The following is a 25,480-nucleotide window of genomic DNA, read 5'->3' as shown; positions in this document are numbered from 1 at the left end:
CCACCCCGCCACCCCCCCCCGGGGGGGCGGCTTGGCGGGGGGGGCCCCCCCCCCCCCCCACCCCCCCCCCCCCCCCCCCCGGGGGGGGGGGGGGGGCCCCCCCCCCCCCCCCCACCTCCATGGGTCACCAGGTGACGGGCAGTTCGTGCACGCCGTAGACCGACCCGTTGAACTTGACCGGGACCTGGTGCAGGTCGGTGGCCAGTTTCAGCGTCGGAACGTGCCGGTAAAGGGTGCCGTGGACCACCTGCAGCTCCATGCGGGCCAGCGGCTTGACCCAGGCACTGGTGCGCGCCGAACCACAGGGCGTGCCATGGCACGCAAGTAAACCAGATGATTTAGCCAAGTCAAGCATGCGATTTAACAGGGCTCAAGTCGTCCACTTGGCGGGGCCGCCTGCCGCCTCGCCTGGTCGGCGGACTGGGCAGACGGAGTGCCGGTTACGAGCGGGGCGTCACCGGGGCCTGCCACAGGCCGACGATCGCGTCGATCAGGCTGGCGGCCAGGTCGTCCCAGGTCGGATGGAGGGTGGGGGCATCGTCCGCGAGGGCCCGTTCCCGCTCGACGCACATCTGCACGATGAGGTGGCGGGCCATGGTGACGCGTTCGCGGCGGATCTCGTCGGGCAGGTCAGGCAGGGACCGGGCCAGGCCGTCCCGGAACAACCGCAAGATCGGGGCGGCCGTCAGGGCTTCGTCGACCATGACCGCGTTGAGCGCGGGGTCGGCCATGACCTGCGCGGTGAACCGGGCGTACCAGGTGGGGCTGCCCAGGGTCTCCAGGTGTTCGGCGAAGGGGCGGACCAGGCACGACGCCCAGTCCCGCGGGTCGGCGGAGTCGCCGATGCCGGTCATCATGCGTTCGCGGATGCGCTCGATATGCCCGGTGTGCTTGCGGGCGATCGCGCGGATCAGGTCGGCCTTGGTGCCGAAGTGGTAGCTGACCGCGGCGTTGTTGCCCTGCCCGGCGGCCTCGCTGATCTGGCGGTTGCCGACGGCGTGCACCCCGCGTTCGGCGAACAGCCGCTCGGCCGCGGCGAGAAGGGCTTCCCGCGTCGCGCTGACCTGCTCGTCTCGTGTCATCTTCATGATCGTCGTCTTCTACCGCACCGGGACTTCGCGCAGCCCGCGACGGCCTCAGTCCCTCAGGTCGTCGCAGGTCCTCGGCCATGTACGGCGAGGCGTGATGGAAGGACAGCTTATGCAATAGGCCGATCAGCGGCTCTGCCCGCCGTTTGACAGGTGCCCGTCCACCGCTAGAGTTTAAGTCAATCGATTGATTTAATCCCCCCTATAGCCTTTCGATTCAAGGAGGAAACAGTGACGACAATCCCGGAGTACGACATCGCCAGGTCGGCGACGTGCCCGATGGACCCGGCGCCCGCGATGCGAGCCCGGCAGGAGGAGGGCCCGCTGACCCGGGTCCGGCTGTGGGACGGCAGCACCCCATGGCTGGTGACCGGCCACGCCGAGCACCGCGCCCTGCTCGGCGACCCGAGGGTCAGCGTCGAACCGGCGCGCGGCATCCCCCGGCTCTCCCCGGCGGAGGCCGCGTCGATGGAGAGCATGGCCGCCCAGGAGGGGGGCTCGGGCGGCATCGGCTTCATCATGATGGACGACCCCGAGCACGCCCGGCTGCGGCGCATGGTCACCTCGGCGTTCACCGTCAAGCGGGTGGAGGCGATGCGGCCGGCCACGCAGCAGATCGCGGACGACCTGATCGACCGGCTGCTGGCCGGGCCGAAGCCCGCCGACCTCGTCGAGGGGTTCGCCCTGCCGCTGCCCTCGCTGGTCATCTCCAACCTGCTCGGCGTGCCCTACGACGACCACGACTTCTTCCAGGCCAACAGCAGGACCATCATCAACCGCAACTCGACCCCCGAGCAGCGGGGAGGAGCCCAGCGGCGGCTGGCCGAGTACCTGGACGGGCTGATCGGCGAGAAGCTCGCCAAGCCCGCCGACGACTTGCTGTCCGGGCTGGTCGAGCGGGTCAAGGCCGGTGAGCTGACCCGGCCGGAGGCCGCCCAGATGGGGGTGCTGATGCTGTTCGCCGGGCACGAGACCACCGCGAACATGATCGCGCTGGGCACGCTGGCCCTGCTGCAGAACCCGGACCAGGCGGCTCTCGTACGGGAGAGCGACGACCCGAAGCTGGTCGCCTCGGCGGTCGAGGAGCTGCTGCGCTACCTGACGATCACCCACGGCGGGCTGCGCCGGGTGGCCCTGGCCGACATCGAGATCGCCGGCCAGGTCATCAAGGCGGGCGAGGGCATCATCGCGGTCAACGAGACCGCCAACCGCGACCCGTCCGTCTTCCCCGACCCGGACCGGCTCGACCTCCAGCGCAACGCCCGGCTCCACGTGACCTTCGGGTACGGGATTCACCAGTGCCTGGGACAGCCGCTGGCGCGGATGGAGCTGCAGGTCGCCTACACCGCCCTCCTGCGGAGGATCCCCACCCTGGCACTCGCCGCCGAGCTGGATGAGATCCCTTTCAAGCACGACGGCTTCATCTTCGGCGCCTACGAACTGCCCGTCACCTGGTAGAGGACATCATGAAGATCATTATTGACCAAGACAAGTGCGTCGCTTCCGGGCAGTGCGTGCTGGCCGCCGACGACGTGTTCGACCAGCGCGACGAGGACGGGATCGTGGTGCTGCTGAACGACGCCCCGTCGCCCGAGCGGCTGGCGGACGTCCAACAGGCCGCCATGGTCTGCCCGGCCCTGGCCATCACCGTCGAGGAATGACCCCCGCGCCCATGCGCGTCCAGGGCTCCGTCACAGCGTCCGCACCGTGATCGTGCGACCCGAACACCATGTCTCCACGGCGGTCAGCGATCCTGACCGCCGTGGTTCCCGCCCCGGAGCCCGCGCGAGGAACGCGGGACATGAAGGCCATTGACACACCTTCGACACCGGATCTACGCTCCGGTCGAATCGATTCGTCAGAGCCGCCACAAACGTGTCCGTGCGATGGGCGAAAGCCCGGCCATACGTACGGGCACAGCCGTCGAATTGATTCCGAAGGAGCCGCACATGTTCACGGCAACCCCACGACCGCCCGGTAGGCGGCTCGCTCGCGTCACCGGGCTCCTGGCCGGGATGCTCATCGCCTTCACCATCCCGGCGCCGGCGCACGCCGCGGACGAATCCATCAGTGTCGACTTCGGCTCGACCGGTGGCGCCCCTACCTACCGCGCGTCCGGGTGGATCTACGGCATGACGGAGAACGCGTCCGGACCGGCGGATCACTTCTACCGTGACGTCAAGTTCCGGTACATGCGGGCCGGTGGCGCGCAGCTCGGCTCACCCGGCGGCTGGGTGTCGGGCGCCTACGACCGCAGGTGGAACGCGACGCTGGCCCAGGCCCGGCGGACGATCGCGCTCGGCGGCCAGTTCATCATCCTTCCGCATGATCTATGGGGCGCGGACGGGTACCCGATCTCCCGCTTTCCGGGCGACAACGGCAACTGGGCCGATTACGATGCCTTCCTCACTCGCCTGATCAACGACGTACGAGCCGCCGGAATCACCGTGCAGTGGGACATCTGGAACGAGCCGAACATCTCCCTGTTCTGGAACCGCCCGCAGGCCCAGTACTTCGAGCTGTGGCGGCGCAGTTACCAGCGCATCCGTGCCGCCTTCCCGAACCATTTGATCGTGGGGCCGAGCTGCGCCTGCGTACCCTCCACGACGAACGCCTGGTGGAACGGCTACCTCGACTTCGTCCGCGCCAACAACGTCATCCCTGACATCGTCAGCTGGCACTCCCTGCCCGGCGACCCGGTGGCCAACGTGGCGGCCGCCAACGCCACGCTCGACCCGCGCGGCGTCCCGCACCCGCGGCCGTACCAGATCAACGAGTACGGCGCGTCCAACGAGCAGAACCCGGGAGATGGGTCGTGGTACATCGCCCGACTGGAGCGCGCGGGCGCCGACGGGTTACGCGCGAACTGGGCGAGCGCCGGCAACCTGCACAACGATCTGGGCAACCTGCTCGTCCGCGACAGCGCCGGCCGGCATCTGCCCAAGGGCGAATGGTGGGTCTACCGCTTCTACGCCTCCCAGACCGGCCAGATCGTCTCGACGACCCCGAGCGCCGCCTACGACGCCTTCGCCACCAAGGCGGCCGGCGTGGCCAAGGTCCTGGTGGGCGGGGGCGGGACGACCGGCAACATCGCCGTCGGTCTGCGCCGCCTCGACACCACCAGCGGCATCGTGCAGAACAACCAGGTCCGCGCGGTCGTGCAGCGCGTCCCGTACAACGGCGGCGGCGCGGTCCAGGGGCCGATCACCGTGCAGAACACGGTCCTGACGCTGTCGGGGAACGCGATCACGCTGAACCTGCCGCACACCAACGCCGACGACACGTTCACCGTCACGCTGCTGCCGCCATCGGACGGCGGCTTCCAGTCCGTGGCGGTCGCGCAGCACTCCCAGCAATGCCTGGACAACACCGATCTGAGCACCGCCGACGGCAACGTACAGCAGCAGTTCCCCTGCGAGGGCGGCGACCAGCAACTGTGGAACTTCCAGCCGGTGACCGGCGTGACCGGCACGTACACACTGGTCAACCAGCAGAGCGGAAAGTGCCTTGAGGTGAACGCGGCGGCCACAGCCGACGGCACGCCGGTGAGCCAGCGGACTTGCGCCGGCGGGGCGCAGAACCAGCAGTTCGCCCTGCGCAAGGTGACCTACGCGGGCAACGATCCCCGGGACTATCAGCTCGTCGCCCGCCACAGCGGCAAGTGCGTCGACGTCAGCACCATCTCGACCGCCCCCAGGGCGCCCATTCTTCAGTGGACCTGCAACCCGGTTGGCCAGGCCAGTCCGCTCAACCAGACCTGGCGGCTCTGGGGCCGGTGACGGGTACGGGCTTGGCACACCGCCGCTCGTGGGCCGCGGCGAGAATGAGGTACGCGCCGGCCGTCCTCGATCAGCGCGGTCGAGGGCGCCCAGATGGGTCGCGACAGCTCCTCCCCCAGCACGATCGGCATGAGGTCGAGCACTGATCCGGTAGCGGCGGCCGGTCTGGTAGACGGTGAAGACGTACGAGCCGTCGACGGGGTCCTGGTAGAAGTACGGGCCGCTGAACAGCGTCAAGACGGGGTCGGCGGCCGAGCGCCATAGATGTCGCAAGCGATGCGCGGCAGACGACCCGTCCGCGCCACGGAATGCGATGACGTGCCATCTCGTGAACCGGTTCGACTTACGATGGTCGCCGAGCGGTGGATTGGACGAGGAGTACGGGTGAACATCGGAGAGATCGCCAAGCGGGCGGGCGTGTCACGCAGCACCGTCTCGTACGCGCTCACCGGCAAGCGCCCGGTGTCGGAGGAGACCAAGCGCCGCATCCAGTCCGTCATCGACGAGCTGGGCTACCGGCCCAACGCCGCCGCCAGGGCGCTCAAGGAGGGCCGTACCCGCACCATCGGCCTGGTCATCCCGCCGGCCAGTCAGCGCCTGACCGACATGCAGCTCGGCTTCGTGGCCAGCATGGTCGACGCCGCCGCCCGCGCCGACCTCGACGTCCTGCTGTCACCCTCGGGCGGCGAGCACGACCGCTCCTTCGAGCGCGTGGTCACCGGCCGGCGCGTGGACGGCGTCATCCTGATGGAGATCCGGCTGGAGGACGACCGGGTGACCCGGCTGCTGGAGAGCGGCCCGCCGTTCGTCGGCATCGGCCGTACCCGCCGGCCGGAGGACATGTCCTGGGTGGACATCGACTACGAGACGCTCATCGCCAAGTGCGTCCACCACCTGGCCGATCTCGGCCACCGGCACCTGGCGCTGGTCAACCGCAACGCCGAGCTGGTCGCCGCCGGCTATGGGCCGGGCCACCGCGCGCAGGCCGGCTTCGATCGCGCCATCGCCGAACGCGGCCTGCACGGCGTGCGGGTCTGCTGCGCCGACGACGCCCAGGCCGGACAGAGCTGCCTGCGGCAGCTGCTCGCCGACCATCCGGAGCTGACCGCCATCGCCACCATCAACGAGGCGGCGGTGTCCGGCATGTACCGGGCGCTGGCCGAGGCGGGTTTGACCGTGCCCGGAGACTTCTCCATCGCCGGCGTCGCCGCCCAGCACTGGGCCGAGAACCTGCACCCGCCGCTCACCGCCGCCGACGTCCCCGCCGGCGAGATGGGCGCCCGCGCCGTCGAGCTGCTCATCCAGCGCATCGCCGACCCGGCCACCCCGCACCGTCACCTCCTGATCGCCCCGCCGATCTCGCTGCGCGCCACGACCGGGCCCGCCCGGCCCCGCTCCTGACGACTGACGACTGACGACGGCGCCTGAGACCCACTCCAGGTCCCATCCAGGTCCGGTCCGCGCGACGGCGGCATGTCGCGACCGTTTCCTGGCTCTTGATCACCGCGCCAAGAGACGCTCATGGCCCAGTCGAATCGATTCGACTTGCCTTTTGAGCACTCCCCCGGACAGGAATGGATTCCCGGTTGTCGCTATCGGAGCCCAGGGTACGTTGCCGCGGACCTCGCGCGAGAACGTAGACGAACAGGACCGCCATGACCGCCGCGCCTGCCCACATGGCCTGCTGCCAGCCGTCGACGAAGGACTCCTGGGCGGCTCGGATCAGCGCCCGCGCCTGGGGGCCGGCCCCGTCGGCGGCCGTGAGGGCGTTGACGACGCCTTCACGGGCGGTGTCGGCGCCTGGTACTCCGTCGAGGCGGGCATCGATGGCACCGCGGTAGCCGGCGGTCAGGACCGCTCCGAGCAGCGCGACACCGAGCGCGGTGCCGAATTCCCGGGTGACGTCGTTGAGCGCGGACGCGACACCTTGACGTGCGCGCGGCAAGGCGGCGGTGATGGCCTCGGTGGCGGGCGTCATCGTCAAACCCATGCCGAGTCCCATGGCGAGCATGCCGGGGAGGATCGACAGGTAGCCGCCGTCGACGGAGACGAAGGTGGCCATGAGGACCAGCCCCGCGCCGCCCAGGAAGATCCCCGAGGCCATCGTCGAGCGGCCGCCGACCCGCGCGGCCACCCTCGGGGCGAGACCGGAGGCGAACATCATCAGCAGCGCCATCGGCATGAGCGCCAGGGTGGAGCGCAGGCCGGACCAGCCGAGCACCGCCTGGAAGTACGGGAAGAGGACCACGAAGATCCCTGCCTGCACGCCGAAGACGGCCAGGAGCGACACGGAACCACTCGCGAGACCTCGCTCGCGGAACAGGCGGACGTCGAGAAGTGGCGCCGGCCGGCGTAGCTCCCATGCCACGAATCCGGCGGCGGCGATGACGCCGACGAGGAGGCTCAGTAGCGTCGCGGGCGCGGTCCAGCCCCGTTCGGGGCCCTCCTGGAGAAAGAAGACGAGACCGACCACCGCGACCACGGACGACAGCGAACCGACGGCGTCGAACCCGTGCCCGGACGCCTCGCGCGAGTTCGGGACGGATCGCAGCGTCATGGCGATGGCGACGACGACGAGCACGACCGGCAGGACGAAGAGCCACCGCCAGCTCGCCAGGTCGACCAGGATGGCCGACAGGTACATCCCCAAGATGCCGCCACCGCCGGCGACGCCGGTCCACACGCCGATCGCCTTGGCGCGTTCCTCGTCCGGGAAGGTCGAGGTGATGACCGCGAGGGTGGCCGGCATGATCATCGCCGCGCCTACGCCGCTCAGGAAACGCGCGGCGAGCATGAGCTCGGACGACGTGGCAACCCCGGCCGCCGCACTCGCCACGCCGAAGACGAGCAGGCCGGCGAGCAGCACCGGCCTGCGGCCCCACCGATCGCCCAGCGCGCCGAGCGGCAGGAGCAACGCGGCCAGAGTGAGGGTGTAGATGTTGATGAACCACAGGACCTCGGATTGCGAGGTGTCGAACGCGACGCTGAGCTCCGGCTGGGCGACGTTCAACCCGGACACCGAAGCGATGACCGCCATGAGCGCGACGCAGACCCCGGCCAAGATCGTACGTCGTTGTCGTGGGTCTTGGACGGTCGGGCCGGGGGCTTCCGTGTCTGAGGACGGGTTCGTACTCACGGGATTCCTTTCATGCAGGTGCGTTCCTCATGGTGCTGAGCGTCAAGGCGGATGTGCAAACGTTGTTGCCGAATGGCAAAATGGCGGGATGGATGAGGCCATTGACCGCACTCTCGACGCCGTCGGACCGAGGTTGAAACGCCTTCGGCTGCATCGGGACGTCACACTCGCCGACCTCGCGGCGGAGACCGGGATCTCCACCAGCACCTTGTCCCGGCTCGAGGCGGGCTTGCGACGTCCCACGCTCGAGCAGTTGCTACCGCTGGCTCGCGCCTACGGGGTCACCCTCGACGAGCTCGTGGACGCGCCGCCGACCGGCGACCCCCGCGTCAATCTGCGGCCCATCTCCCGTGGCGACGGCGCCGTCATCCTGCCGCTGACCCGGAGGCCCGGAGGGATCCAGGCCTACAAGTTCGTCCTCCCGGCCGGAAGCGACGACGCCGAACCCGACCTGCGCAGCCACGAGGGCTATGACTGGGCCTATGTCCTCAACGGAACGCTCCGCCTCGTACTCGGCGAACACGACCTCATCCTGAAGCCCGGGGAGGCGGCGGAGTTCGACACGCGCACCCCGCACTGGTTCGGGGCCACCAGCGCCGGTCCCGTCGAGTTCCTGAGTCTCATCGGGAGACAGGGCGAACGCACGCACATCCGCGCGGCACCGAGACCTGGCTCGGCCGAGTGAGAGAGCTCGGGGACCTCAGGTCCTAGAAACCGCGTCCACCGTCATCATCTCGACCGGGTGCCGCCACCGCTGGTTCACTCTTGCTTCATCGTCCTTCCCTACCGTGGGGCTCGCGTCGGCAGGCCCGCACCCCGGAGGAGCGATGAGCAAGTTAGTCGGCGGCCTCGCGCGAGTCGCCGTGGCAGCGGCCATCACCCTGACATCGGCCGGGTGCGGGATGAGCGTCCTCCGCCATACCCCGTCCATCCTGGACAAGGACGAGCTGATCGTCGCGGTGAAGCCGGACCAGCCCGGCCTGGGCCTGCGGACCAAGCAGGGCACCTTCGAGGGCTTCGACGTCGACGTGGCCACCTATGTGGCCGGCCACCTGGGCAAGAAGGTCTCCTTCGTCGCCACGACGTCGGAAGGCCGGGAGGCCAAACTGAACTCCGGCGAGGCGGACATGGTGGTGGCCACCTACTCCATCAGCCCACCGCGCAAGATGCAGGTGACGTTCGCGGGGCCGTACTACGTCTCGCAGCAGGACATCCTGGTCCGCAACGGCACGACGAACATCGGCAACGTACGAGATCTCGCGGGGCGCAAACTGTGCGAGGCCCAGGGCTCCATCTCCACGTCACGGATCATTGAAGGCCGCGGCGTGGCCGCCGTCCTGGTCCCGGCCCGCACCTACAGCGAGTGTGTGGACCTCCTCAGATCCGGCGCGGTGGACGCGGTCTCCACCGGCGACCTGATCCTCGCCGGGTTCGCCGCCCGGGACAAGGGCGCGTACACCATCGTTCACGCCCCGTTCACGGAGGAGCGGTACGGCGTGGCCCTCCGCCATGGCGACGTCGCGGGATGCGAGGCGGTCAACCGGGCCATCACCGCGATGTACCAGTCCGGAACGGCGCCCAAGCTCCTCCGCAAACACTTCGGCGCGACGGGTCTTTCGATATCCACCTCAGTGCCGCAGTTCGAAGGCTGCGCCTAAGAGGTCATCGGCGTTCTGCGGGGGCGCGGCTCAAGCGGATCATCGCCCGGTACAGGGCCGTCGGGGTGGGCGCGGGCGGCAGGGGCTCGGGGTTCGCGGGGTCCGGGACGGCGTACGACTGGATCATGCAGCCGACGAGCCGGCGCCACGCCTCCGGAGCCGCGCCGGCCGTGGCCGCGATGACACCGGCGTTGGCCATCAGCAGGATGACGAGGTCCTCGGTGGTGAAGTCGGGGCGCAGCCGGCCGGCTTCCTTGGCCCGTACGACCAGCTCGCTGAAGCCGCGGTAGGCCTCGTCCCGTTTGGCCTCCATGGCCCTGGCGCTGGGAAAGGTCATGGTCAGCACCTCGGAGAAACCGCGATCCGCGGCCTGCATGCCGCAGACGGTCTCGATGTACCAGGTGAATCCGTGCCACGGATCGGGGTCGGCCAGCGCGGTGGCGGCGGCATCGGCGTACGTCTGCATGGTGTCGGCGAAGACGGCCGCGACGAGGTCCTCGCGAGCGGAGAAATGCCGGAAGAGCGTCGCGATCCCGACACCCGCCTCGCGCGCCACGGAGGCCATCGACGCTTCGATGCCGTCGCGCGCGTAGACCCGCCGGGCCGCGGCCAGGATGCGATCGCGGTTGTGCCGGGCATCGATGCGCAGGCCCTGGGTCGAGGGGTCTGCCGAGGGGTCTGGGGAAGCGGGGACGCGGCGGGCGGCAGGGCTCATGAAGCCATCATACAGAATCGGAATGGTCTATCCGATTCTGGTGTTACGCTGCACAGAACAAACGGATAAGCCGTTCCGATTAATTGAGGAGAGTCGCCATGCGCGCAATCGCCCTGAGTTCCGTCCCCGCGAGCCCCGCCATCACCGAGGTGGCCGCGCCCCGGCCCGAAGCCGGTGAGCTGCTGGTGAAGGTCGCCGCTTCGTCGATCAACGGCTTCGACGCGGCGACCGCGGCCGGCTACCTGCAGCAGGTGATGGAGCACCGCTATCCGCTGATCCCGGGCAAGGACTTCGCGGGCACGGTCGAGGCCGTGGGCGAAGGCGCCGAGGGGTTCGCCGTCGGGGACCACGTCTTCGGCGTGGCGATGAAGCCGTTCCTGGGCACCGGCTCGCTCGCCGAGTACCTCGTCGTGCCCGCCGCCTACGGCGTGGCGCACATTCCCCAGGGGCTCTCGACCGCTACGGCCGGAGCGCTGGGACTGGCCGGAACGGCCGCCCTGGACAGCATCGACGCCGTGGACCCGCAGAAGGGCGAGACCGTCCTGATCTCCGGCGCCACCGGCGGCGTGGGCGCGCTCGCCGTACAGGTCGCGGTGGCTCGCGGCGCCCGAGTGCTCGCCACCGCGCGACCAGGCGCGGAGAGCGATTTCGTACGAGGGCTGACCGACGCCGAGATCCACCTGGTGGACTTCACCGCGGAGGTGGAGGCGCAGGTGCGCGCCCTGGCCCCGAACGGCGTGGACGCGGTGCTGCACCTGGCCGGCGACGGCGCTCAGCTGGCGGCGCTGCTGCGGCCGGGCGGCCGGCTCGCCTCCACTCTCGGCTTCGGCCCCGACGCGGTCGAGGGCCGGGAGGTCAGCGTCACCTCGGTGATGGCCGACCCGAACCAGGTCACCTTGGACAAGCTGGCCACCGATGCCGTCGCCGGCGCCCTGCGAGTGCCCATCACCGCCACCTACCCGCTGGACCAGGTCGCCCAGGCGTTCGCCGACTTCGGCGCCGGCGCGCAGGGCAAGCTCGCGGTCTCCATCGCTTGAGTCTGTTTCCCTTCACCTGACAGGAGTTGATCATGCCCACCCTCGCCATCGTCGGTGCCGGCCCCGGTATGGGCCTGTCCATCGCCAAGCTGTTCGGCGGACACGGCTTCGACGTCGCCCTGATCGCCCGCGGCAAGGACAAACTGGATGAGCTTGTCGCCGAGCTCGCCGGCTCGGGCGTCACCGCGGCGGCCTTCCCCGCCGACATCATGGACCGCCCCGCCCTGGCCGCCGCCCTGGAACAAGCGGCGGCGCACTTCGGCGGTATCGACGTACTGGAGTACTCCCCCGCCCCGCACACCCCGGTCCCGGGCATCACCATGGCCGGCCCGCTGGAGGTGACCGTGGACAACCTCCAGCCGCAGATCGACTACTACCTGTACGGCGCGGTCACCGCCGCCAACCAGGTGCTGCCCGCGATGCTCGAAGCCGGCGCCGGCACCCTCCTGTTCACCACGGGAGGCGGCTCCATCACGCCGAACCCGATGATGGGCAACATCAACGCGGCCGCCGCCGCCCTGCGCAACTGGGTGCTCAACCTCAACGGCGTCCTGGCCGACCGAGGCGTCTACGCCGCGCACGTGGCGATCAGCGTCTGGATCGGCTCGAACGCGCCGGCGGGCTTCCCCACGGCGGAGGCGGACGACATCGCGGCGGTCTACTGGGATCTGTACAGCGGCCGCGACCGGGCCGAGCTGGAGTTCACGGGCTGATATCCGGGGTTGCTCGTGGACGCTCCTGTCAGGGCGGGGATGCGGCCAGGACGGCGGTCCTGGCCGCATGGCCGGGAAGCAAGGACGAAAGACTCTAACGTCTCCTCCCCGATCCGCTGATGCTGGGAAGCATGCAACTAGACCCGTCCGGCCTGCAGGTGCTCTCTCGCCAGGAGTGCCTCGACCTGCTGGACACGGCGCGGATCGGCCGGATCGTCTTCACCGACCGGGCCCTGCCCGCCGTCCAGCCGGTCAACTTCTGCCTGTACGGCGAGCACATCGTGATCCGCACCTCCGTCGGCTCCAAGCTGGCCGCGGCCACCCAGCGGAGCGTGGTCGCCTTCGAGGCCGACGAGTTCGACCCCGACGCGCGTACCGGCTGGTCCGTGACCGCGGTCGGGCACGCGCGAGCCGTACACGAGCCCGAGGAGATGGCCCGCCTCGCACAGCTCCCCCTGGTGCCGTGGGCGCCCGGCAGCCGTGACCACTACATCGTGGTGGCGGCCGAACAGGTTTCCGGCCGCCGCATCACCGCGGCACCCACCACCTGAGCCGCCGCATCACAGCGGGACCGACCAGCTGAGCCGGGTTCCGCCGCCCCCGGGTGAATCGACGGTGAACGTGCCGCCCAGCCGGGTGGCACGTTCCTCCAGGTTGGCCAGCCCGCTGCGCCGGCCATCGGGCTCGATGCCCACCCCGTTGTCGGTGACGACCAGGGTCAGCCGGCCGGCCGCCGCCTCCAGCAGAATGTCGGCCTTGGCCGCCTTGGCGTGCCGTACCAGGTTGGACAGGGCCTCGCGCAGCACGGCCGCCACCTGCTCGGCCACCGATTGGCTGACCAATGTATCGAGCTGCCCCTCTAGCCGCAGTCCGGGACGGAAGCCCAGGTGCGCGGCGGCCCCGTCGACCAGCTCGGCGACCTGACCGCGCAGCCCGCTCGTCCCCGAGCCCTGCAGGGCGAAGATGCTGGCTCGGATCTGCCGGATCGTCTCGTCCAGCTCGTCGACCGCGTGCTGGACCCTGCTCGTGGCCTCAGGACGCTCGATCAGCCTGACGGCGCCCATCAGCGTCATGGCCACCGCGAACAGCCGCTGGATCACCACGTCGTGCAGGTCCCTGGCGATTCTGTCACGGTCTTCCAGCAGGCTGAGCCGCTCCGCGGCGCGACGCACCTCGGCCAGCTCCACCGCGATGGCCGCCTGGCCCGCGAAGGCCCCCAGCATGTGGCCGTCGGCCTCGCTGAACGGCAGCCGCCCCGAGCGCTTGCTCATGGCGACCACCCCGCGTACCGAAGGCGGCGCGCCCAAGGGCACCAGCAGCCGCATGTCGCCCTCGGTGAGCGACTCGCCGCGGGTGTAGACCTCCCCCGCCATCGTCGTGGCCACCGCGCACGAGGTGCCCAGCAGCTCGTCCGCCCGGTCACCCTCGGCGATCTCCACCACCAGCCGGGTGCCGCCGTCGGCGGGCACCATCAGCTCGACCAGGTCGGCATCCGTCATCTCCTTGGCCTTGCTGGTCAGTGTGACGAGGACGTCGCGCGGATCGGTGCCGGACAGCAGGCTGGTGGTGATCTCCGAGGAGGCCCGTAGCCACTTCTCCCGCCGCCGGGTCTGCTCGTACAGGCGCGCGTTCTCCACCGCCACGCCCGCCGCGGTGGCCAGGGCGATGACGACGGCCTCGTCCTCCTCGTCGAATTCGCCGCCACCGCGCTTCTCCGTCAGGTAGAGGTTGCCGAACACCTCCTCCCGCATCCGGATCGGCACGCCCAGGAAGGTGCCCATGGGCGGATGGCCGGGCGGGAAACCGTAGGATTCCGGGTGATCGGCGATCCGCGCCAGTCGCAGCGGCCGGGCGTCCTTGATCAACAATCCGAGCAGGCCGAGCCCGTGCGGCCAGTGTTCGATCTTGGCGATCTCTTCCTCGGTCAATCCAACGGGTATGAACTCGATCAGCGTGCTCTCATGGCCGATCACCCCCAGTGCGCCGTAACTGGCGTCCACCAGGTTGGTCGCGGTCTCCACGATCCGCCGCAGCACCGTTCCCAGATCGAGATCGCTGCCCACCGACACCACCGCGTCCAGCAGCGCGTGCACGCGGTCGCGCGTGGCGAGCACCGCGTTCAGCCGCACCTGCAGCTCAGCCAGCAGCTCGTCCAGCCGCATGGACGGCATCACCGATCCATCGCTCATACTCGCAGTTTCTGCCCGAACGATCGATCGGTAAAGCTCCCTCGAACAGCCCTGGTGGCCTATGAGGCGTGACGGCTAATCGGTGATATAGTACTGGCCATGGTTTTGACGGGAGGTTCCCTGCAGCGGACGAGTCTGCGCGATCAGGCGCTGTCGGTGCTGAGGGAGGCGCTGGTCACGGGCTCCCTGGAGCCGGGCGAGGTGTATTCGGCGGCGTCGCTGGCGACGGAGCTGGGGGTGTCCACGAGTCCGGTACGCGAGGCGATGCTCGCCCTGGTCGATGAGGGCCTGCTGGAGGCGCTGCCCAATCGGGGATTCCGTGTCGTGTCGTTCACCGAGCAGGACTTCACCGAGATCTTCGAGCTGCGCATGATGCTCGAGGTTCCCGGGGTGGGCCGGGCGGCCGAGTTGGGCTTGGGGGATCGTGTGGAGCGGCTGTCGCACCTTGTCGATGTCATCGAGCGGACGGCCGAGGAGCACGATCTGGCCGGCAACCTTCAGGCCGATCGCGACTTTCACCTCCTGCTGCTGGAGGCGACCGGGAACCGGCGACTGGTCGACTCGGTGGCGTGCCTGCGCGACCAGACCCGCCTGTACAACCTGCGCCGCCTCACCGCGGACGGTGACCTGGCCGGCTCCGCGGCGGAGCACCGTCCGTTGCTGGCGGCGGTCCTGAAGGGCGACCGTGCGCTCGCCGAAGAGCTGATGCGTCGGCATCTGTCGCACATTCCGGGTGACTGGTCGTCGGGCGGCGAGCCGCAGCGCGGGCCCACCACTTGAGGGTAAGAAGACTTCGCGAAGGAGCAGTGGTCGTCCCATGAGAGTTCTGTCGTCGATCAGCGGTCCGGCGGATCTCAACGGGTTAAGCCCCGCGGAGCTGGACCGGCTCGCCGCCGAGATCCGTGAGTTCCTGATCGACGCGGTCTCCCGCACGGGCGGCCATCTGGGGCCGAACCTCGGCGTCGTGGAGCTGACCATCGCCTTGCACCGGGTCTACGACTCCCCCACCGACCGCGTCATCTTCGACGTCGGCCACCAGGCGTACGTGCATAAATTGCTCACAGGGCGGCAGGACTTCTCGCGATTGCGGCAGGAAGGCGGGCTTTCCGGCTACCCGAGCCGGGTCGAGTCCCCGCACGATGTCGTGGAGAACCAGCACGCCTCGACCGCCCTCAGCTGGGCGTACGGGCTGGCCAAGGCCCACCGTCTCACCGGTCGGCGCGACCGCCACGTCGTCGCCGTGATCGGGGACGGCGCCCTGACCGGCGGGATGGCATGGGAGGCGCTGAACAACATCGCCGCCGACCCGTCGCTGCCGCTGGTGATCGTCGTCAACGACAACGAGCACTCCTATTCACCGACGATCGGCGGCCTGGCCACCCACCTGGCGGCGCTGCGCACCACCGACGGCTACGAACGGTTCCTGCGGCGTACCCGGGACATCCTCGACCGCACCCCGATGATCGGGCGTCCGTTGTTCGACGCTCTGCACGGTGCCAAGAAGGGGCTCAAGGACTTCGTCGCGCCGCAGGGCATGTTCGAAGACCTTGGCCTGAAGTACGTCGGCCCGATCGACGGTCACGACCGGGCGGCGGTGGAGCAGGCGCTGCACCTGGCCAAACAGTTCTCCGGCCCGGTGATCGTGCACTGCATCACGGAGAAGGGGCGGGGCTATCCGCCGGCCGAGCAGTCCGACGAGCGGTTCCACCAGGTCAAGGTGATCGATCCGGACACCGGGGTGCCGCTGCGCGTGGCCGGAGAGGACTGGACCTCGGTGTTCGCCGGGGAGCTGGTGCGGATCGGTGCCGAACGACCTGACGTGGTGGCGATCACGGCGGCGATGCTGCGCTCGACCGGGTTGGAACCCTTCGCCCAGCGCTTCCCCGACAGGGTCCTCGACGTGGGCATCGCCGAGCAACACGCGGCCACCGCCGCGGCGGGACTCGCCACGGGCGGGCTGCATCCGGTCGTCGCCGTGTACGCCACATTCGCCAACCGTTGTTTCGACCAGTTGCTGATGGATGTGGCATTGCACCGGTGCGGGGTGACGTTCGTCCTGGACCGGGCGGGGATCACCGGTGACGACGGCGCCTCTCACAACGGCGTATGGGACCTGGCCGTCCTTCAGGTCGTACCGGGGCTGCGGATCGCGGCACCCCGGGACGGCGAACGCCTGCGGGAACAGTTGCGCGAGGCGCTGGCGGTGGACGACGCGCCCACACTGGTCCGCTATCCGAAGGGAAGCGTCGGTGCCCCGATCCCGGCCGTCGGGCGGATCGGCGGCATGGACGTGCTCCGGGAAGCCACTGCTGATCGCCAGAGCACGGACACCGAACCGGTGGCAGATGTCCTGATCGTGGCCGTCGGCGCGCTGGCTCCGCTGTGCCTGCGGGTCGCCGAGCGCCTGGCCGATCACGGCATCACCGCGACGGTGGTCGACCCGCGCTGGGTCAAGCCGGTCGATGACCTGCTGCCCGGCCTCGCCGCCCGGCACCGCATGGTGCTGACGGTGGAAGACGGGGTACGGGCCGGCGGCGTCGGCTCCGCCGTCGCGCAGGCTCTGCGCGACGCGGGGGTCGACGTGCCGATGCGTGACTTCGGGGTACCGGTGGCGTTCCTCGACCACGCCGGCCGCGATCGCGTGCTCGCCCGCCTCGGCCTGACCGCGGCGGACATCGCCCGCCAGGTCGAGGAGACCTTCCTGCGGCTCACGCGCCAACCCCAGGACGCCTCCGCCTCCTGACCCCTATGGATAAGGCGGAGGATCATGGGTCGGTCAGATCGGTGAGCGGGCGGCGGACCCCATGGCTCTCGTCGGCGGCGATGCCGAGCCGCATGAGCATCTGCGGGTAGGCGCCCGCGCACATCCGCTGCCGGAGGAAGTCGCGTAGGTGCGGCTCCTCCAGCGCCTGGGTGTGGAAGGCGGCGCTCACTCCGTGGGCCGAGGCGTGCAGCAGCACGTGTTGCAGCGCCTGCCCGGCCGCCAGCCAGGCCTCGCGGGTGTCCTCACGGGTGGTCAGCAGTGCCACCACCCCGGTGGCGCGTGACATGCTCTGGTCGGTGTCGGTCCCCCAGGGGTGCTGGTGGGCGAAGTCGCGCTGGGCGAATTCATCGCTCGGCTGTTCGGGGTACGCGCCGGTCGGCTGCTCAAGGCCGGCGTCAGCCGGCCGCTTGGGGTAGGAGTCGGCGGGCACGCCGTCACCTCGGGTGCTTCCCGGTGGGCGCGCCCACCGCATGACCTCGAGGGTGAAGGGCCAGTCCTGCGACTGGACGGCCTGGGCCGCCTCGGTCAGCGCGGCCAGGGCCCGTACGGCGGCGGGCGCCCCGACGGGCGTGAAGGTCGCGCCCTCGGTGGCGGCCTCGCGCTGCCACTGTGCCACGAGCCGCTCGGGCACGGGCGTCTCGGTGAATCCCGCCCGGTGCGTACGCCGCACCTCGATCTGCCCGGCCAGCATGCTGGTGTGCTCGTCCGGCTCGACGGCCTCGCCCAGCCGTACCGTCGCCAGCAGCGAGGGCCGGTCGGGATCGGGCAGGATCCGCACGATCGGCTCGCGGCCGGCCTGATGCAGCGCGGTACGCAGGTTGAACACGGCCGCCCCGCAGCTGATCAGCATTTCCCTGCCGCCAGGGTCTTCCAGGGCCAGTTTGCGATCGGTGCTCGCGCGGACGGCGATCTCCTGGCCCGTGACGGCGAAGGTCCAGGGCTGGGTGTTGTGCACCGACGGCGCCCAGCGCGCCGCCTCGAGCGCGATGTCGATGGTCATGTCGTTCTCCCAGGTCAGGCCGCGGATCGCCATAGCCCCACGATCCGCCCGCGTGCCCGCCACCGGCAGAGGCCAAAGTCCCATCGATCACGGCCATACGGCACTCTTCGGGTCCGCCTCGGTCAGGCCGCCAGGGCGTACGGGATCCGGTCGGCCGGCGCCATTCGCACGACTCCTTCATCCGTCAGCGCTTCGATCGTCATGTCATGGCAAGCGCAGGTCCGCCGCGGCGTCCGGCACGAAGGTCTCCGGCCTGCGCGGCGGGCGCCGGTAGCCGGTGGCGGGCGGGCGGTGCGGGATCTTCAGCTCCGCCCGCCGCACCTCCTCATAGGGGATCGTGGACAGCAGGTGCGCGATCATGTTGATCCTGGCCCGCCGCTTGTCCTCGCTCTCCACCTCGTACCACGGCGCCTCTGGGATGTCGGTGTGCACCAGCATCTCGTCCTTGGCCCTGGAGTAGTCCTCCCAGCGATTGATCGACTCCAGGTCCATCGGCGACAGCTTCCACTGCCGCATCGGATCCTTCAGCCGGGCGTGGAAGCGCCGCTCCTGCTCCTCGTCGCTCACCGAGAACCAGTACTTGCGCAGCAGGATCCCGTCCTCCACCAGCAACCGTTCAAAGATCGGACACTGGTGCAGGAATCGCGCGTATTCCTCCTGGGTGCAGAATCCCATCACCCGTTCGACACCCGCGCGGTTGTACCAGCTGCGGTCGAACAGCACGATCTCCCCGGCGGCGGGCAGATGCTCGATGTAGCGCTGGAAGTACCATTGCGACCGCTCACGCTCGGTCGGTGCCGGGAGCGCCGCGATGCGCGCCACGCGCGGGTTGAGGTATTCGGAGACCCGCTTGATCGTGCTCCCCTTGCCCGCCGCGTCCCTCCCCTCGAAGATCACGACCACTCGCCGGCCTCGCACGCGCACCCACTCCTGCAGCTTGACCAGCTCTCCTTGCAGGCGGAAGAGCTCCTTCTCGTACACCTTGCGCGGCAGTCTCTTCGTCATCGGGCCTCCTCGGCGAACGGTCCGAACGGCACCGGTAGCGCGGCGGAGCGCCGCCTGGCCGTGGCACGCACCGCGGTCAAAGTCAGCACCAGCGTCAGCACCGACACTCCGGCCAGCAGGGCCAGGCCCACCCCGTAGGAGCCGAACAGACCGTAGACGAACCCCATCTCCACCGGCGGCACGAACCCGCCCAGCCCACCGGCGGCGCCGACCAGGCCCGTGACCGAGCCGACCTTGTCGACCGGGGCCGCCACCGCGACCAGGGCGAAGGTGGCCCCGCTGCCGGCGCCGAGCACCGCGGCCATGGTCAGGAACGCGACCGTGCCCAGCGGCATCAGCGGTGGGGTGAACGCCAGGACCGTGGCGCAGAGCGCGACGACGGCGAACACTGCGGCCAGGATCACGAACCCGCCCACCGGCAGCGCCTGCTGGGCCGCCGACAGTCCCAGCAGTTCCTTGAAGCGCGGGCCCAGTGGGCTGAGCAGCGCCCACGCCCAGAAGTTCACCGCGAATCCCACGGTCGCCACCGCCGGCATCAGCGCCGGCCGACGGGTACCGGCGCGTGGGACTGCTCGGTCGATCCTGTCGGTGCCCATCTAACCCGTTCCTGTCGTATTCACCGGCTGCCTCCTGCTGTTTTTGCCCTCTGTTTTTGCCCTGCCTCATCCCCTCGCATCCCACAGCGGCAGCTCCATGCCTCCTAGGGGCGAAAGTCCTGCCTATTGAGTGCTTTGGTCTTCACTCGCTTTTGGGACTTTGGCCTCTATTCCGCGGTTGACCTGGCCGGTTAACGTCGGAGCATGATTCGGGTGTTCCTCGTTGACGATCACGAAGTGGTACGGCGCGGCGTGGCCGCCCTGCTGGATGCCGAGGACGACATAGAGGTGATCGGCGAGGCCGGGACCGCGGAGTCGGCGATCGCCCGCATTCCGGCGCTCAAGCCGGACGTGGCGGTGCTGGACGTCCGGCTGCCCGACGGTAACGGCGTGGACGTGTGCCGCGAGGTCCGGTCCGGGCTGCCCGGGCTGGCGTGCCTGATGCTGACCTCCTACGCCGACGACGACGCGTTGTTCGAGGCGGTGATGGCGGGCGCGGCCGGGTACGTGCTCAAGCAGATCCACGGCTCCGACCTGGTCGGCGCGGTGCGTACGGTCGCCTCGGGGCAGTCGCTGCTCGATCCGCAGACCACCGCGGCGATGCTGCACCGGCTTCGGGAGCAGGCCGCCAGGAGGGACCCGCTGGCGGCGCTGTCGGAGCAGGAGCGCAACATCCTCGACCTGATCGGCGAGGGGCTGACCAACCGGCAGATCGGCGAGCGGATGTTCCTGGCCGAGAAGACGGTCAAGAACTACGTGTCCAATCTGCTGTCCAAGCTCGACATGCAGCGCCGTACGCAGGCGGCGGCACTCTCGGCACGACTGCGGATGGATCGGCGAGACTGACGGCCCGAGACCTCGGATGGTCTGTCACGTCGTGATCCGCGGAGCGCCCACCACGGCCACCGGACAGCGAGCCCGGTGCAGGACACCGTGGCTGACCGACCCGAGTGCCGCCGAGGCGAAGCCGCCCAGTCCGCGCGATCCGACCACCACGAGCGCCGCCCTCTCGGACGCCCTGGCCAGGGCGGGGACCGGGTGCCACGGGACGATCGACTCGATCATCTCGACGTCGACGTACTTCTCGCGCCACGGTGCCAGGCGCAGCCGGATCTCCGCCTCCTCATCGGCCGGCGTCCCGGTCAGGAGCGGGCCGTACCCCGTGGGCTGCGGGGCGAGCATCGGTGTCCGCCGGGCGTACACGGCACGAACCAGTGTGCGCCGCGCTCTGGCCTGTTCCAGGGCGTATTCCAGCGCCGACTCCGCGAACCACGATCGTTCCGCTCATCGTCGTCCTCCGTGGTCGGCGAGTCGCCGTTCATGGCCTCTCCGGGTGCGGCCGTACGACCGCGACCGGGCACGTGGCGTGGTGCAGCACGGCGCGGCTGACCGAGCCCAGCACCGCCGAGGCGAAGCCGCCCAGCCCACGCGACCCGACGACGACCAGGTCGGCCGTGGTCGAGGCCTTGATCAGGGCGCCGGCCGGGTGCTCGCACAGCTGCTCGTCGGTGATCTCGATGTCGGGGTACTTCTCGCGCCAGGGGCTCACCCGTTCGCCGGCCGTACGGACCTCGCGCTGGAAGGCGTTCTCCAGCAGGCTGTCGTAGGCGGCCGCGTACGGGGAGATCAGCGGCAGTTGCCAGGCGTACAGGAGGTGCAGCCGCGCGTGGCGGGCGCGGGCCTGCTCGATGGCGTACTGCATGGCGAATTCGGAGTCCTCGGACCCGTCATAGCCGACGACGATCCGGCCGTGCTCTTCCTGGCCGGGCCCGCGGACGATCACCACCGGGCCCCAGGAGTGGCCCGCGACGGCGGTGCCGACCGAGCCGAGCAGCATGCCGCTGAAACCGCCGAGCCCTCTGCTGCCCAGCACCAGGCTGTCAGCCGCGGCCGACTCGCCGATCAGCTCGTCGACCAGGTTCCCGGTGTGCAGTTCCGTCGTCACCTCCACGCCCTCCGCCAGCTCACGCGCCTGGTCGGCGGCGGCATCCAGCGTGCCCGCGCAGTACTCCGCGCTGAACGCGGCGAGCCCGTACGGCCACTGCTCGCAGACATGCACGATCCGCAGGGCCAGTCCCCTGCGCCGCGCGTCGGCGGCGGCCCACCGCACCGCCGCTGTCGCCGGCTCGGACCCGTCCACGCCGACCACGATCCGTCTGGTCATCACGCATTCCCCTTCCTGAACGGTCCCCTTCCCGCACTGGAACCTCAGCTCCAGCCTGGCGAAACAGGCGGCCGACCACAGGGGGCCGAAGTCCCGAATACGAGTGCCATTGGTCCCGCGATGGAGCAATCCGCGGAATCCGCGCCTTGACAGGGTCACGTCCCAACGTAGATCGTTTCGCGGGAAGAAGACTCATTCCTCGCAGGGCCGACCGTGGAAGAGCGCCATGAAGATGATCATCGGTGGGTTCGTACTGGCGGCGGTGGCGGGCGCCCTGTGGGCGCGAAGGCGCTACGTGGTGGTCACGGTCGAGGGGACGAGCATGGCCCCGACGCTCTCCGACGGAGATCTGGTTCTGGTACGCAGGCGCCGGATCGACCAGGTCGCCACGGGCGACGTGGTCGTGCTCGAACCGCCGCTCACCGCCGCGGGGCTCGGACCGCCGGGACGGGACGGCCGGCACTGGAACATCAAGCGCGCCGTCGCGTTACCCGGCGACCCCGTGCCCCCGGGGATCGGGGACGGCGTGGCCCGGGTGCCCGCCGGCGCGCTGGTCGTCCTGGGTGACAACATCGACAGCGTCGACTCCCGGCAGCGCGGGTTCTTCGACGCCGACCGCCTGCTCGGTGTCGCGCTGCGCCGGTTGGGCGGGTCACCGCTGTAAAGCGGGTACATCGTGCGGTTTCGACTTCTCGGGCCGATGCGGATCCAGGTCAACGGATCGCCGGTCAGGATCACGGCGCCCAAGCAACGTACCGTTCTCGCCATGCTGCTGGCCCGGGCGGGTCACGTCGTACCGATCAGGTCCTTGGTGGCGGAGGTGTGGGACGAGCGGCCGCCCCGCTCCGCGGTGGCGAACCTGCGTACGTACCTCATGCAGCTGCGCAAGCTGCTGCCGGACGAGGAGCGGCTGGTCACCTCCGACGTCGGCTACCTGCTGCGGGCCGGACCGGAGGAGCTCGACCTCCTGGAGTTCGAGGCGCTGTCCGCGCGCGGCCGCCAGGCGCTGGCCAAGCGCGACACGAGCGCCGCCGAGGAGGCCTTCACCCAGGCCCTGGCCCTGTGGGAGGGGACGGCGGCGGAGGACGTGCCGCTCGGGCCCACGCTGCGCGAGGTGGTCGCCCGTCTCACCAACCACTACCTGGGCGTGGTGGAGGAACACGCCGACATCCAGCTCGCCCTCGGCAGGAACGAGCTCGCGGCCGCGCGGTTGCGCGAGGTGATCCGCCAGTATCCGCTGCGCGAGCGGCTGCACGGTCAGCTCATGACGGCCCTCTACCGCTGCGGCGACGTGGTCGGCGCGCTGGACGCGTTCGGGGCCGCCCGCCGGGTGCTGGCCGACGAGCTGGGCATCGATCCCGGGCCGGATCTGCGTCTGCTGCAGCAGGCGATCCTGCGCAGGGACACCGCCCTGCTGGCGGCCGACCGTGACACCGCGGCCGTGCCCGTCGAGGACGGGCGTCCGCGCCCACGTCTGCTTCCCCGGGCGCCGCTGGTGTTCGTGGGCCGCTCGGCGGAGCGGGCTCACCTGCACAGCATCCTGTACGGGGAGCCGGGCGCGGCCGTGATCGGTTCCGGCGCGGGTCCGCCCGTGGAGACGCCGCATGGGCGCGACGCGGCGAGTCCGCCTGTGGTGGCGTTGCACGGGCCCGGTGGGGCGGGCAAGTCGGCGCTCGCCCTCACGGCGGCGCACGGCGTGGCCGACCGCTATCCCGACGGCCAGCTCTACGTGGATCTCCAGGGATCCACGCCGGGCCTGCCACCGTTGCGGCCGGCCGAGGTGCTCGGCCGTTTCCTGCGCGCGCTCGGAGTGCCGCCCGGCGACGTCCCGGCGGCACCGGCGGAGGCGGCCACTCACTACCAGTCGTTGCTGGCCGACCGCCGCGTCCTGGTCGTCCTCGACAACGCCGTCGGCGCCGCCCAGGTGGCGCCGTTGCTACCGGCGGGCGGCGGCTGCGCGGCGCTGGTCACCAGCCGCGCCGCGCTGACCACCATGGACGCCGTGCCCATCGCCGTCGGCATGCTCGACGAGGTGGAGTCGGTGCGCCTGCTGACGCTGCTGGCCGGTCCCGAGCGGGTGAGCGCCGAGGCGGAGGCGGCCGCGGAGATCGCCCGCTGGTGCGGCTTCCATCCGCTGGCCCTGCGCATCGCCGGTGCCCGGCTGGCGGGCCGGCCCGACTGGTCGCTGGCCCGCTTCGGCGAGCGGCTGGGCGACCAGCAACGGCGGCTGGACGAGCTCCAGGCCGCCGACCTGCGGGTGCGAACCTGCTTCGAGGTCGGGTACGGAACGCTGGCCAGTACCGCGAAGGCGGTCTTCCGGGCGTTCGGCGTGCTGGAAGTGCCCGAGGCCGGCGTCGAGCTCACCGCCGCGCTGGCCGACATCGACCAGACGACGGCGGAGGCCGCGCTCGACGAGCTGACCGAGGCCCGGCTGCTGGAGCCGGTGGGCGACGGCCGGTTTCGCATGCACGACCTGCTGCGGCTGTTCGCCGCGGAGCTGGCCGCCGCCCATGACGCGCCGCGGGAGCGTACGCGGGCGCTCGGACGGGCCCTGGGGTGGTACCTCGATCGTCTCCGCCGGCTGCAGGCCTTGCTGCAACCGCACTTGATGCATGCCGGCGGGGGCGAGCACGCCTCCGATGTGGGCCTGCCGGATCTCGCCGCGGCCGTACGGTGGCTGGAGACGGACCTGCCGTGCCTGGTGGCGGCGGCCGTACAGGCGGCGAAAGGTGAGCAGGGCGGCTTCGTCATCGAGCTGATGGCCCTGATCAAGTCCATCGCGATGAAGAGCGGCTACTGGCGGGAGGTCGAGACCATCGCGCGGCTCGCCATCGAGGTCGCGCGGCGTGACGGCGACCGCGTCGCGGAGGCGGCCACGCTGGCGACGCTGGGACTGCTGGAGTGGAAGTCCGGCCGTCCCGAGGCGGCCCGCGCCCTCCTGCAACGGGCGCTCGACCTCTGGCGGGCCGTGGGCGAACGCGGTGAGGAAGGGCTGGCGCTGCACAATCTCGGCTGGCTGTGCATGCAGACCGGGGATCTCGACGCGGCCCTCGACCACATCGGCGCGGGCCTGCTGCTGCTGAAGACGTACCGGCCGAACCGGGTCGGACTGGTCTCGCACAACCTGGGCGAGGTGCTGCTCCGGCTGGGCCGCCACAGCGACGCGGTGGACCGCTTCGAACGGTGCCTGGTCATCCGGCGGGCCGATCGCGACCTGTACGGCGAGAGCATCACCCTGGCCGCGCTCGGCCGCGCCCACTGCCTGCTCGACCAGCGGGACAAGGCACTGGCGGTACTGGCGGAGGCACTGGTCCGCTGCGAGGCGACCGGCAACCGGGAGGACCAGTGGGAGGTGCTGCTCAGCAGGTCCGAGATCCATCTTCGGCAGGGCGATCCGGCCGCGGCGGTGGCCGACCTGGCCCGCGTCCTGGAGCTGACCACCAAGATCGGCGACGCGTACGGCCAGGCCGCCTGCCTCCGGCAGCTCGCCAGAGCACGCGCGGCCCTCGGCGACCCGCGTGCCGCGGCGGACGCCGGCAAGGCCGCGGGGCTGTTCGCCGATCCCGCGACGCGCTGCGATCCGGTGCTGGAAAGGCTGCTCACCGCCCGGCTGTAGCGCGGCTGTATGGGGTGCTG

General features: G+C 70.4%; 24 protein-coding genes. 14 read left to right on the top strand and 10 right to left on the bottom strand.

Features of this window, described 5'->3' with window-relative positions:
* Positions 1-124: 124 nt before the first annotated feature.
* Together ACGFJ2_RS45490 and ACGFJ2_RS45485 are read right to left on the bottom strand one after the other, a co-directional pair.
* Positions 125-259, bottom strand: coding sequence for a hypothetical protein (locus ACGFJ2_RS45490; protein WP_357960625.1), 135 nt, complete (start codon positions 257-259; stop codon positions 125-127).
* 181 nt (positions 260-440) lie between these two features.
* Positions 441-1,088 (bottom strand): TetR family transcriptional regulator, encoded by a 648-nt coding sequence (locus ACGFJ2_RS45485; protein ID WP_358183893.1) that lies wholly within the window; start codon positions 1,086-1,088, stop codon positions 441-443.
* A gap of 231 nt (positions 1,089-1,319) precedes the next feature.
* Here ACGFJ2_RS45485 and ACGFJ2_RS45480 point away from each other — a divergent pair, with 231 nt between their 5' ends.
* The 4 genes from ACGFJ2_RS45480 (at position 1,320) to ACGFJ2_RS45465 (ending at position 6,268) form a co-directional block, all read left to right on the top strand.
* Positions 1,320-2,546 carry a cytochrome P450 gene (locus ACGFJ2_RS45480; protein WP_393479263.1) on the top strand — a complete coding sequence of 409 codons (1,227 nt, stop codon included), beginning with the start codon at positions 1,320-1,322 and terminating at the stop codon, positions 2,544-2,546.
* Positions 2,547-2,554: 8 nt separating this feature from the next.
* Entirely contained in the window at positions 2,555-2,749 is a 195-nt protein-coding gene (locus ACGFJ2_RS45475; protein WP_393479260.1) for a ferredoxin, read from the top strand.
* A gap of 288 nt (positions 2,750-3,037) precedes the next feature.
* A complete protein-coding gene (locus ACGFJ2_RS45470) occupies positions 3,038-4,867 on the top strand; it encodes an RICIN domain-containing protein (protein ID WP_393479257.1) in 1,830 nt (609 codons plus the stop codon).
* A 384-nt stretch (positions 4,868-5,251) separates the two neighbouring features.
* Positions 5,252-6,268, top strand: a complete 1,017-nt coding sequence (locus ACGFJ2_RS45465; protein ID WP_393479255.1) for a LacI family DNA-binding transcriptional regulator — start codon at positions 5,252-5,254, stop codon at positions 6,266-6,268.
* A 118-nt stretch (positions 6,269-6,386) separates the two neighbouring features.
* On the opposite strand, the gene ACGFJ2_RS45460 is transcribed toward ACGFJ2_RS45465, so the two are convergent.
* Positions 6,387-8,003, bottom strand: coding sequence for an MFS transporter (locus tag ACGFJ2_RS45460; RefSeq protein WP_358183902.1), 1,617 nt, complete (start codon positions 8,001-8,003; stop codon positions 6,387-6,389).
* An 88-nt stretch (positions 8,004-8,091) separates the two neighbouring features.
* Between ACGFJ2_RS45460 and ACGFJ2_RS45455 the strand changes: the two genes are divergently transcribed.
* Together ACGFJ2_RS45455 and ACGFJ2_RS45450 are read left to right on the top strand one after the other, a co-directional pair.
* Positions 8,092-8,688 carry an XRE family transcriptional regulator gene (locus ACGFJ2_RS45455; protein ID WP_357960605.1) on the top strand — a complete coding sequence of 199 codons (597 nt, stop codon included), beginning with the start codon at positions 8,092-8,094 and terminating at the stop codon, positions 8,686-8,688.
* Between the two features lie 142 nt (positions 8,689-8,830).
* Entirely contained in the window at positions 8,831-9,661 is an 831-nt protein-coding gene (locus ACGFJ2_RS45450; RefSeq protein WP_393479251.1) for a glutamate ABC transporter substrate-binding protein, read from the top strand.
* Positions 9,662-9,665: 4 nt separating this feature from the next.
* Here ACGFJ2_RS45450 and ACGFJ2_RS45445 read toward each other — a convergent pair whose 3' ends face one another.
* A complete protein-coding gene (locus ACGFJ2_RS45445; protein WP_357960600.1) occupies positions 9,666-10,376 on the bottom strand; it encodes a helix-turn-helix domain-containing protein in 711 nt (236 codons plus the stop codon).
* Positions 10,377-10,474: 98 nt separating this feature from the next.
* Between ACGFJ2_RS45445 and ACGFJ2_RS45440 the strand changes: the two genes are divergently transcribed.
* From ACGFJ2_RS45440 to ACGFJ2_RS45430, 3 genes are all read left to right on the top strand, one after another.
* Entirely contained in the window at positions 10,475-11,413 is a 939-nt protein-coding gene (locus tag ACGFJ2_RS45440; RefSeq protein WP_358183909.1) for an NADP-dependent oxidoreductase, read from the top strand.
* A gap of 32 nt (positions 11,414-11,445) precedes the next feature.
* Complete coding sequence (locus ACGFJ2_RS45435) at positions 11,446-12,126, top strand: SDR family NAD(P)-dependent oxidoreductase (RefSeq protein WP_357960594.1); 681 nt, start codon at positions 11,446-11,448, stop codon at positions 12,124-12,126.
* Between the two features lie 131 nt (positions 12,127-12,257).
* Entirely contained in the window at positions 12,258-12,677 is a 420-nt protein-coding gene (locus tag ACGFJ2_RS45430) for a pyridoxamine 5'-phosphate oxidase family protein (RefSeq protein WP_393479247.1), read from the top strand.
* Between the two features lie 9 nt (positions 12,678-12,686).
* Here the strand turns inward: ACGFJ2_RS45430 and ACGFJ2_RS45425 are convergent, their stop codons facing one another.
* A complete protein-coding gene (locus tag ACGFJ2_RS45425) occupies positions 12,687-14,315 on the bottom strand; it encodes a GAF domain-containing protein (RefSeq protein WP_393479244.1) in 1,629 nt (542 codons plus the stop codon).
* Positions 14,316-14,414: 99 nt separating this feature from the next.
* Between ACGFJ2_RS45425 and ACGFJ2_RS45420 the strand changes: the two genes are divergently transcribed.
* The gene (locus ACGFJ2_RS45420; protein ID WP_393479242.1) at positions 14,415-15,095 is read left to right on the top strand and encodes a GntR family transcriptional regulator; all 681 of its coding nucleotides are present in this window, start codon (positions 14,415-14,417) and stop codon (positions 15,093-15,095) included.
* 37 nt (positions 15,096-15,132) lie between these two features.
* Entirely contained in the window at positions 15,133-17,058 is a 1,926-nt protein-coding gene (gene dxs, locus ACGFJ2_RS45415) for a 1-deoxy-D-xylulose-5-phosphate synthase (protein WP_393479239.1), read from the top strand.
* Between the two features lie 22 nt (positions 17,059-17,080).
* On the opposite strand, the gene ACGFJ2_RS45410 is transcribed toward dxs, so the two are convergent.
* The 3 genes from ACGFJ2_RS45410 to ACGFJ2_RS45400 all read right to left on the bottom strand — a co-directional run bounded on the left by ACGFJ2_RS45410 (position 17,081) and on the right by ACGFJ2_RS45400 (position 19,680).
* Complete coding sequence (locus tag ACGFJ2_RS45410) at positions 17,081-18,112, bottom strand: Acg family FMN-binding oxidoreductase (protein ID WP_393479237.1); 1,032 nt, start codon at positions 18,110-18,112, stop codon at positions 17,081-17,083.
* A 171-nt stretch (positions 18,113-18,283) separates the two neighbouring features.
* Positions 18,284-19,084, bottom strand: coding sequence for a polyphosphate kinase 2 (gene ppk2 / locus ACGFJ2_RS45405; RefSeq protein ID WP_393479234.1), 801 nt, complete (start codon positions 19,082-19,084; stop codon positions 18,284-18,286).
* Positions 19,081-19,680, bottom strand: a complete 600-nt coding sequence (locus ACGFJ2_RS45400) for a hypothetical protein (RefSeq protein ID WP_393479232.1) — start codon at positions 19,678-19,680, stop codon at positions 19,081-19,083. Before ACGFJ2_RS45400 ends, ppk2 begins: the two co-directional genes overlap by 4 nt.
* Positions 19,681-19,884: 204 nt before the next feature.
* On the opposite strand from ACGFJ2_RS45400, the gene ACGFJ2_RS45395 reads away from it, so the two are divergent.
* Complete coding sequence (locus ACGFJ2_RS45395) at positions 19,885-20,526, top strand: response regulator (protein ID WP_393479229.1); 642 nt, start codon at positions 19,885-19,887, stop codon at positions 20,524-20,526.
* A gap of 24 nt (positions 20,527-20,550) precedes the next feature.
* On the opposite strand, the gene ACGFJ2_RS45390 is transcribed toward ACGFJ2_RS45395, so the two are convergent.
* Positions 20,551-20,934, bottom strand: a complete 384-nt coding sequence (locus ACGFJ2_RS45390) for a universal stress protein (RefSeq protein WP_393479290.1) — start codon at positions 20,932-20,934, stop codon at positions 20,551-20,553.
* Positions 20,935-20,998: 64 nt separating this feature from the next.
* Positions 20,999-21,844: a universal stress protein gene (locus ACGFJ2_RS45385; protein WP_393479227.1), complete on the bottom strand. Its 846-nt coding sequence runs from the start codon at positions 21,842-21,844 to the stop codon at positions 20,999-21,001.
* A gap of 226 nt (positions 21,845-22,070) precedes the next feature.
* On the opposite strand from ACGFJ2_RS45385, the gene ACGFJ2_RS45380 reads away from it, so the two are divergent.
* Entirely contained in the window at positions 22,071-22,508 is a 438-nt protein-coding gene (locus tag ACGFJ2_RS45380; protein WP_357960564.1) for a S26 family signal peptidase, read from the top strand.
* 12 nt (positions 22,509-22,520) lie between these two features.
* Positions 22,521-25,460, top strand: coding sequence for a BTAD domain-containing putative transcriptional regulator (locus ACGFJ2_RS45375; protein WP_393479224.1), 2,940 nt, complete (start codon positions 22,521-22,523; stop codon positions 25,458-25,460).
* Positions 25,461-25,480 lie beyond the last annotated feature (20 nt).

The organism is Nonomuraea sp. NPDC049028 (genome assembly GCF_043197735.1).
Taxonomy (GTDB): Bacteria; Actinomycetota; Actinomycetes; order Streptosporangiales; family Streptosporangiaceae; genus Nonomuraea.
The sequence above is the reverse complement of the archived record's forward strand: the minus strand, read 5'-3'. Positions and strand labels throughout refer to the sequence as shown.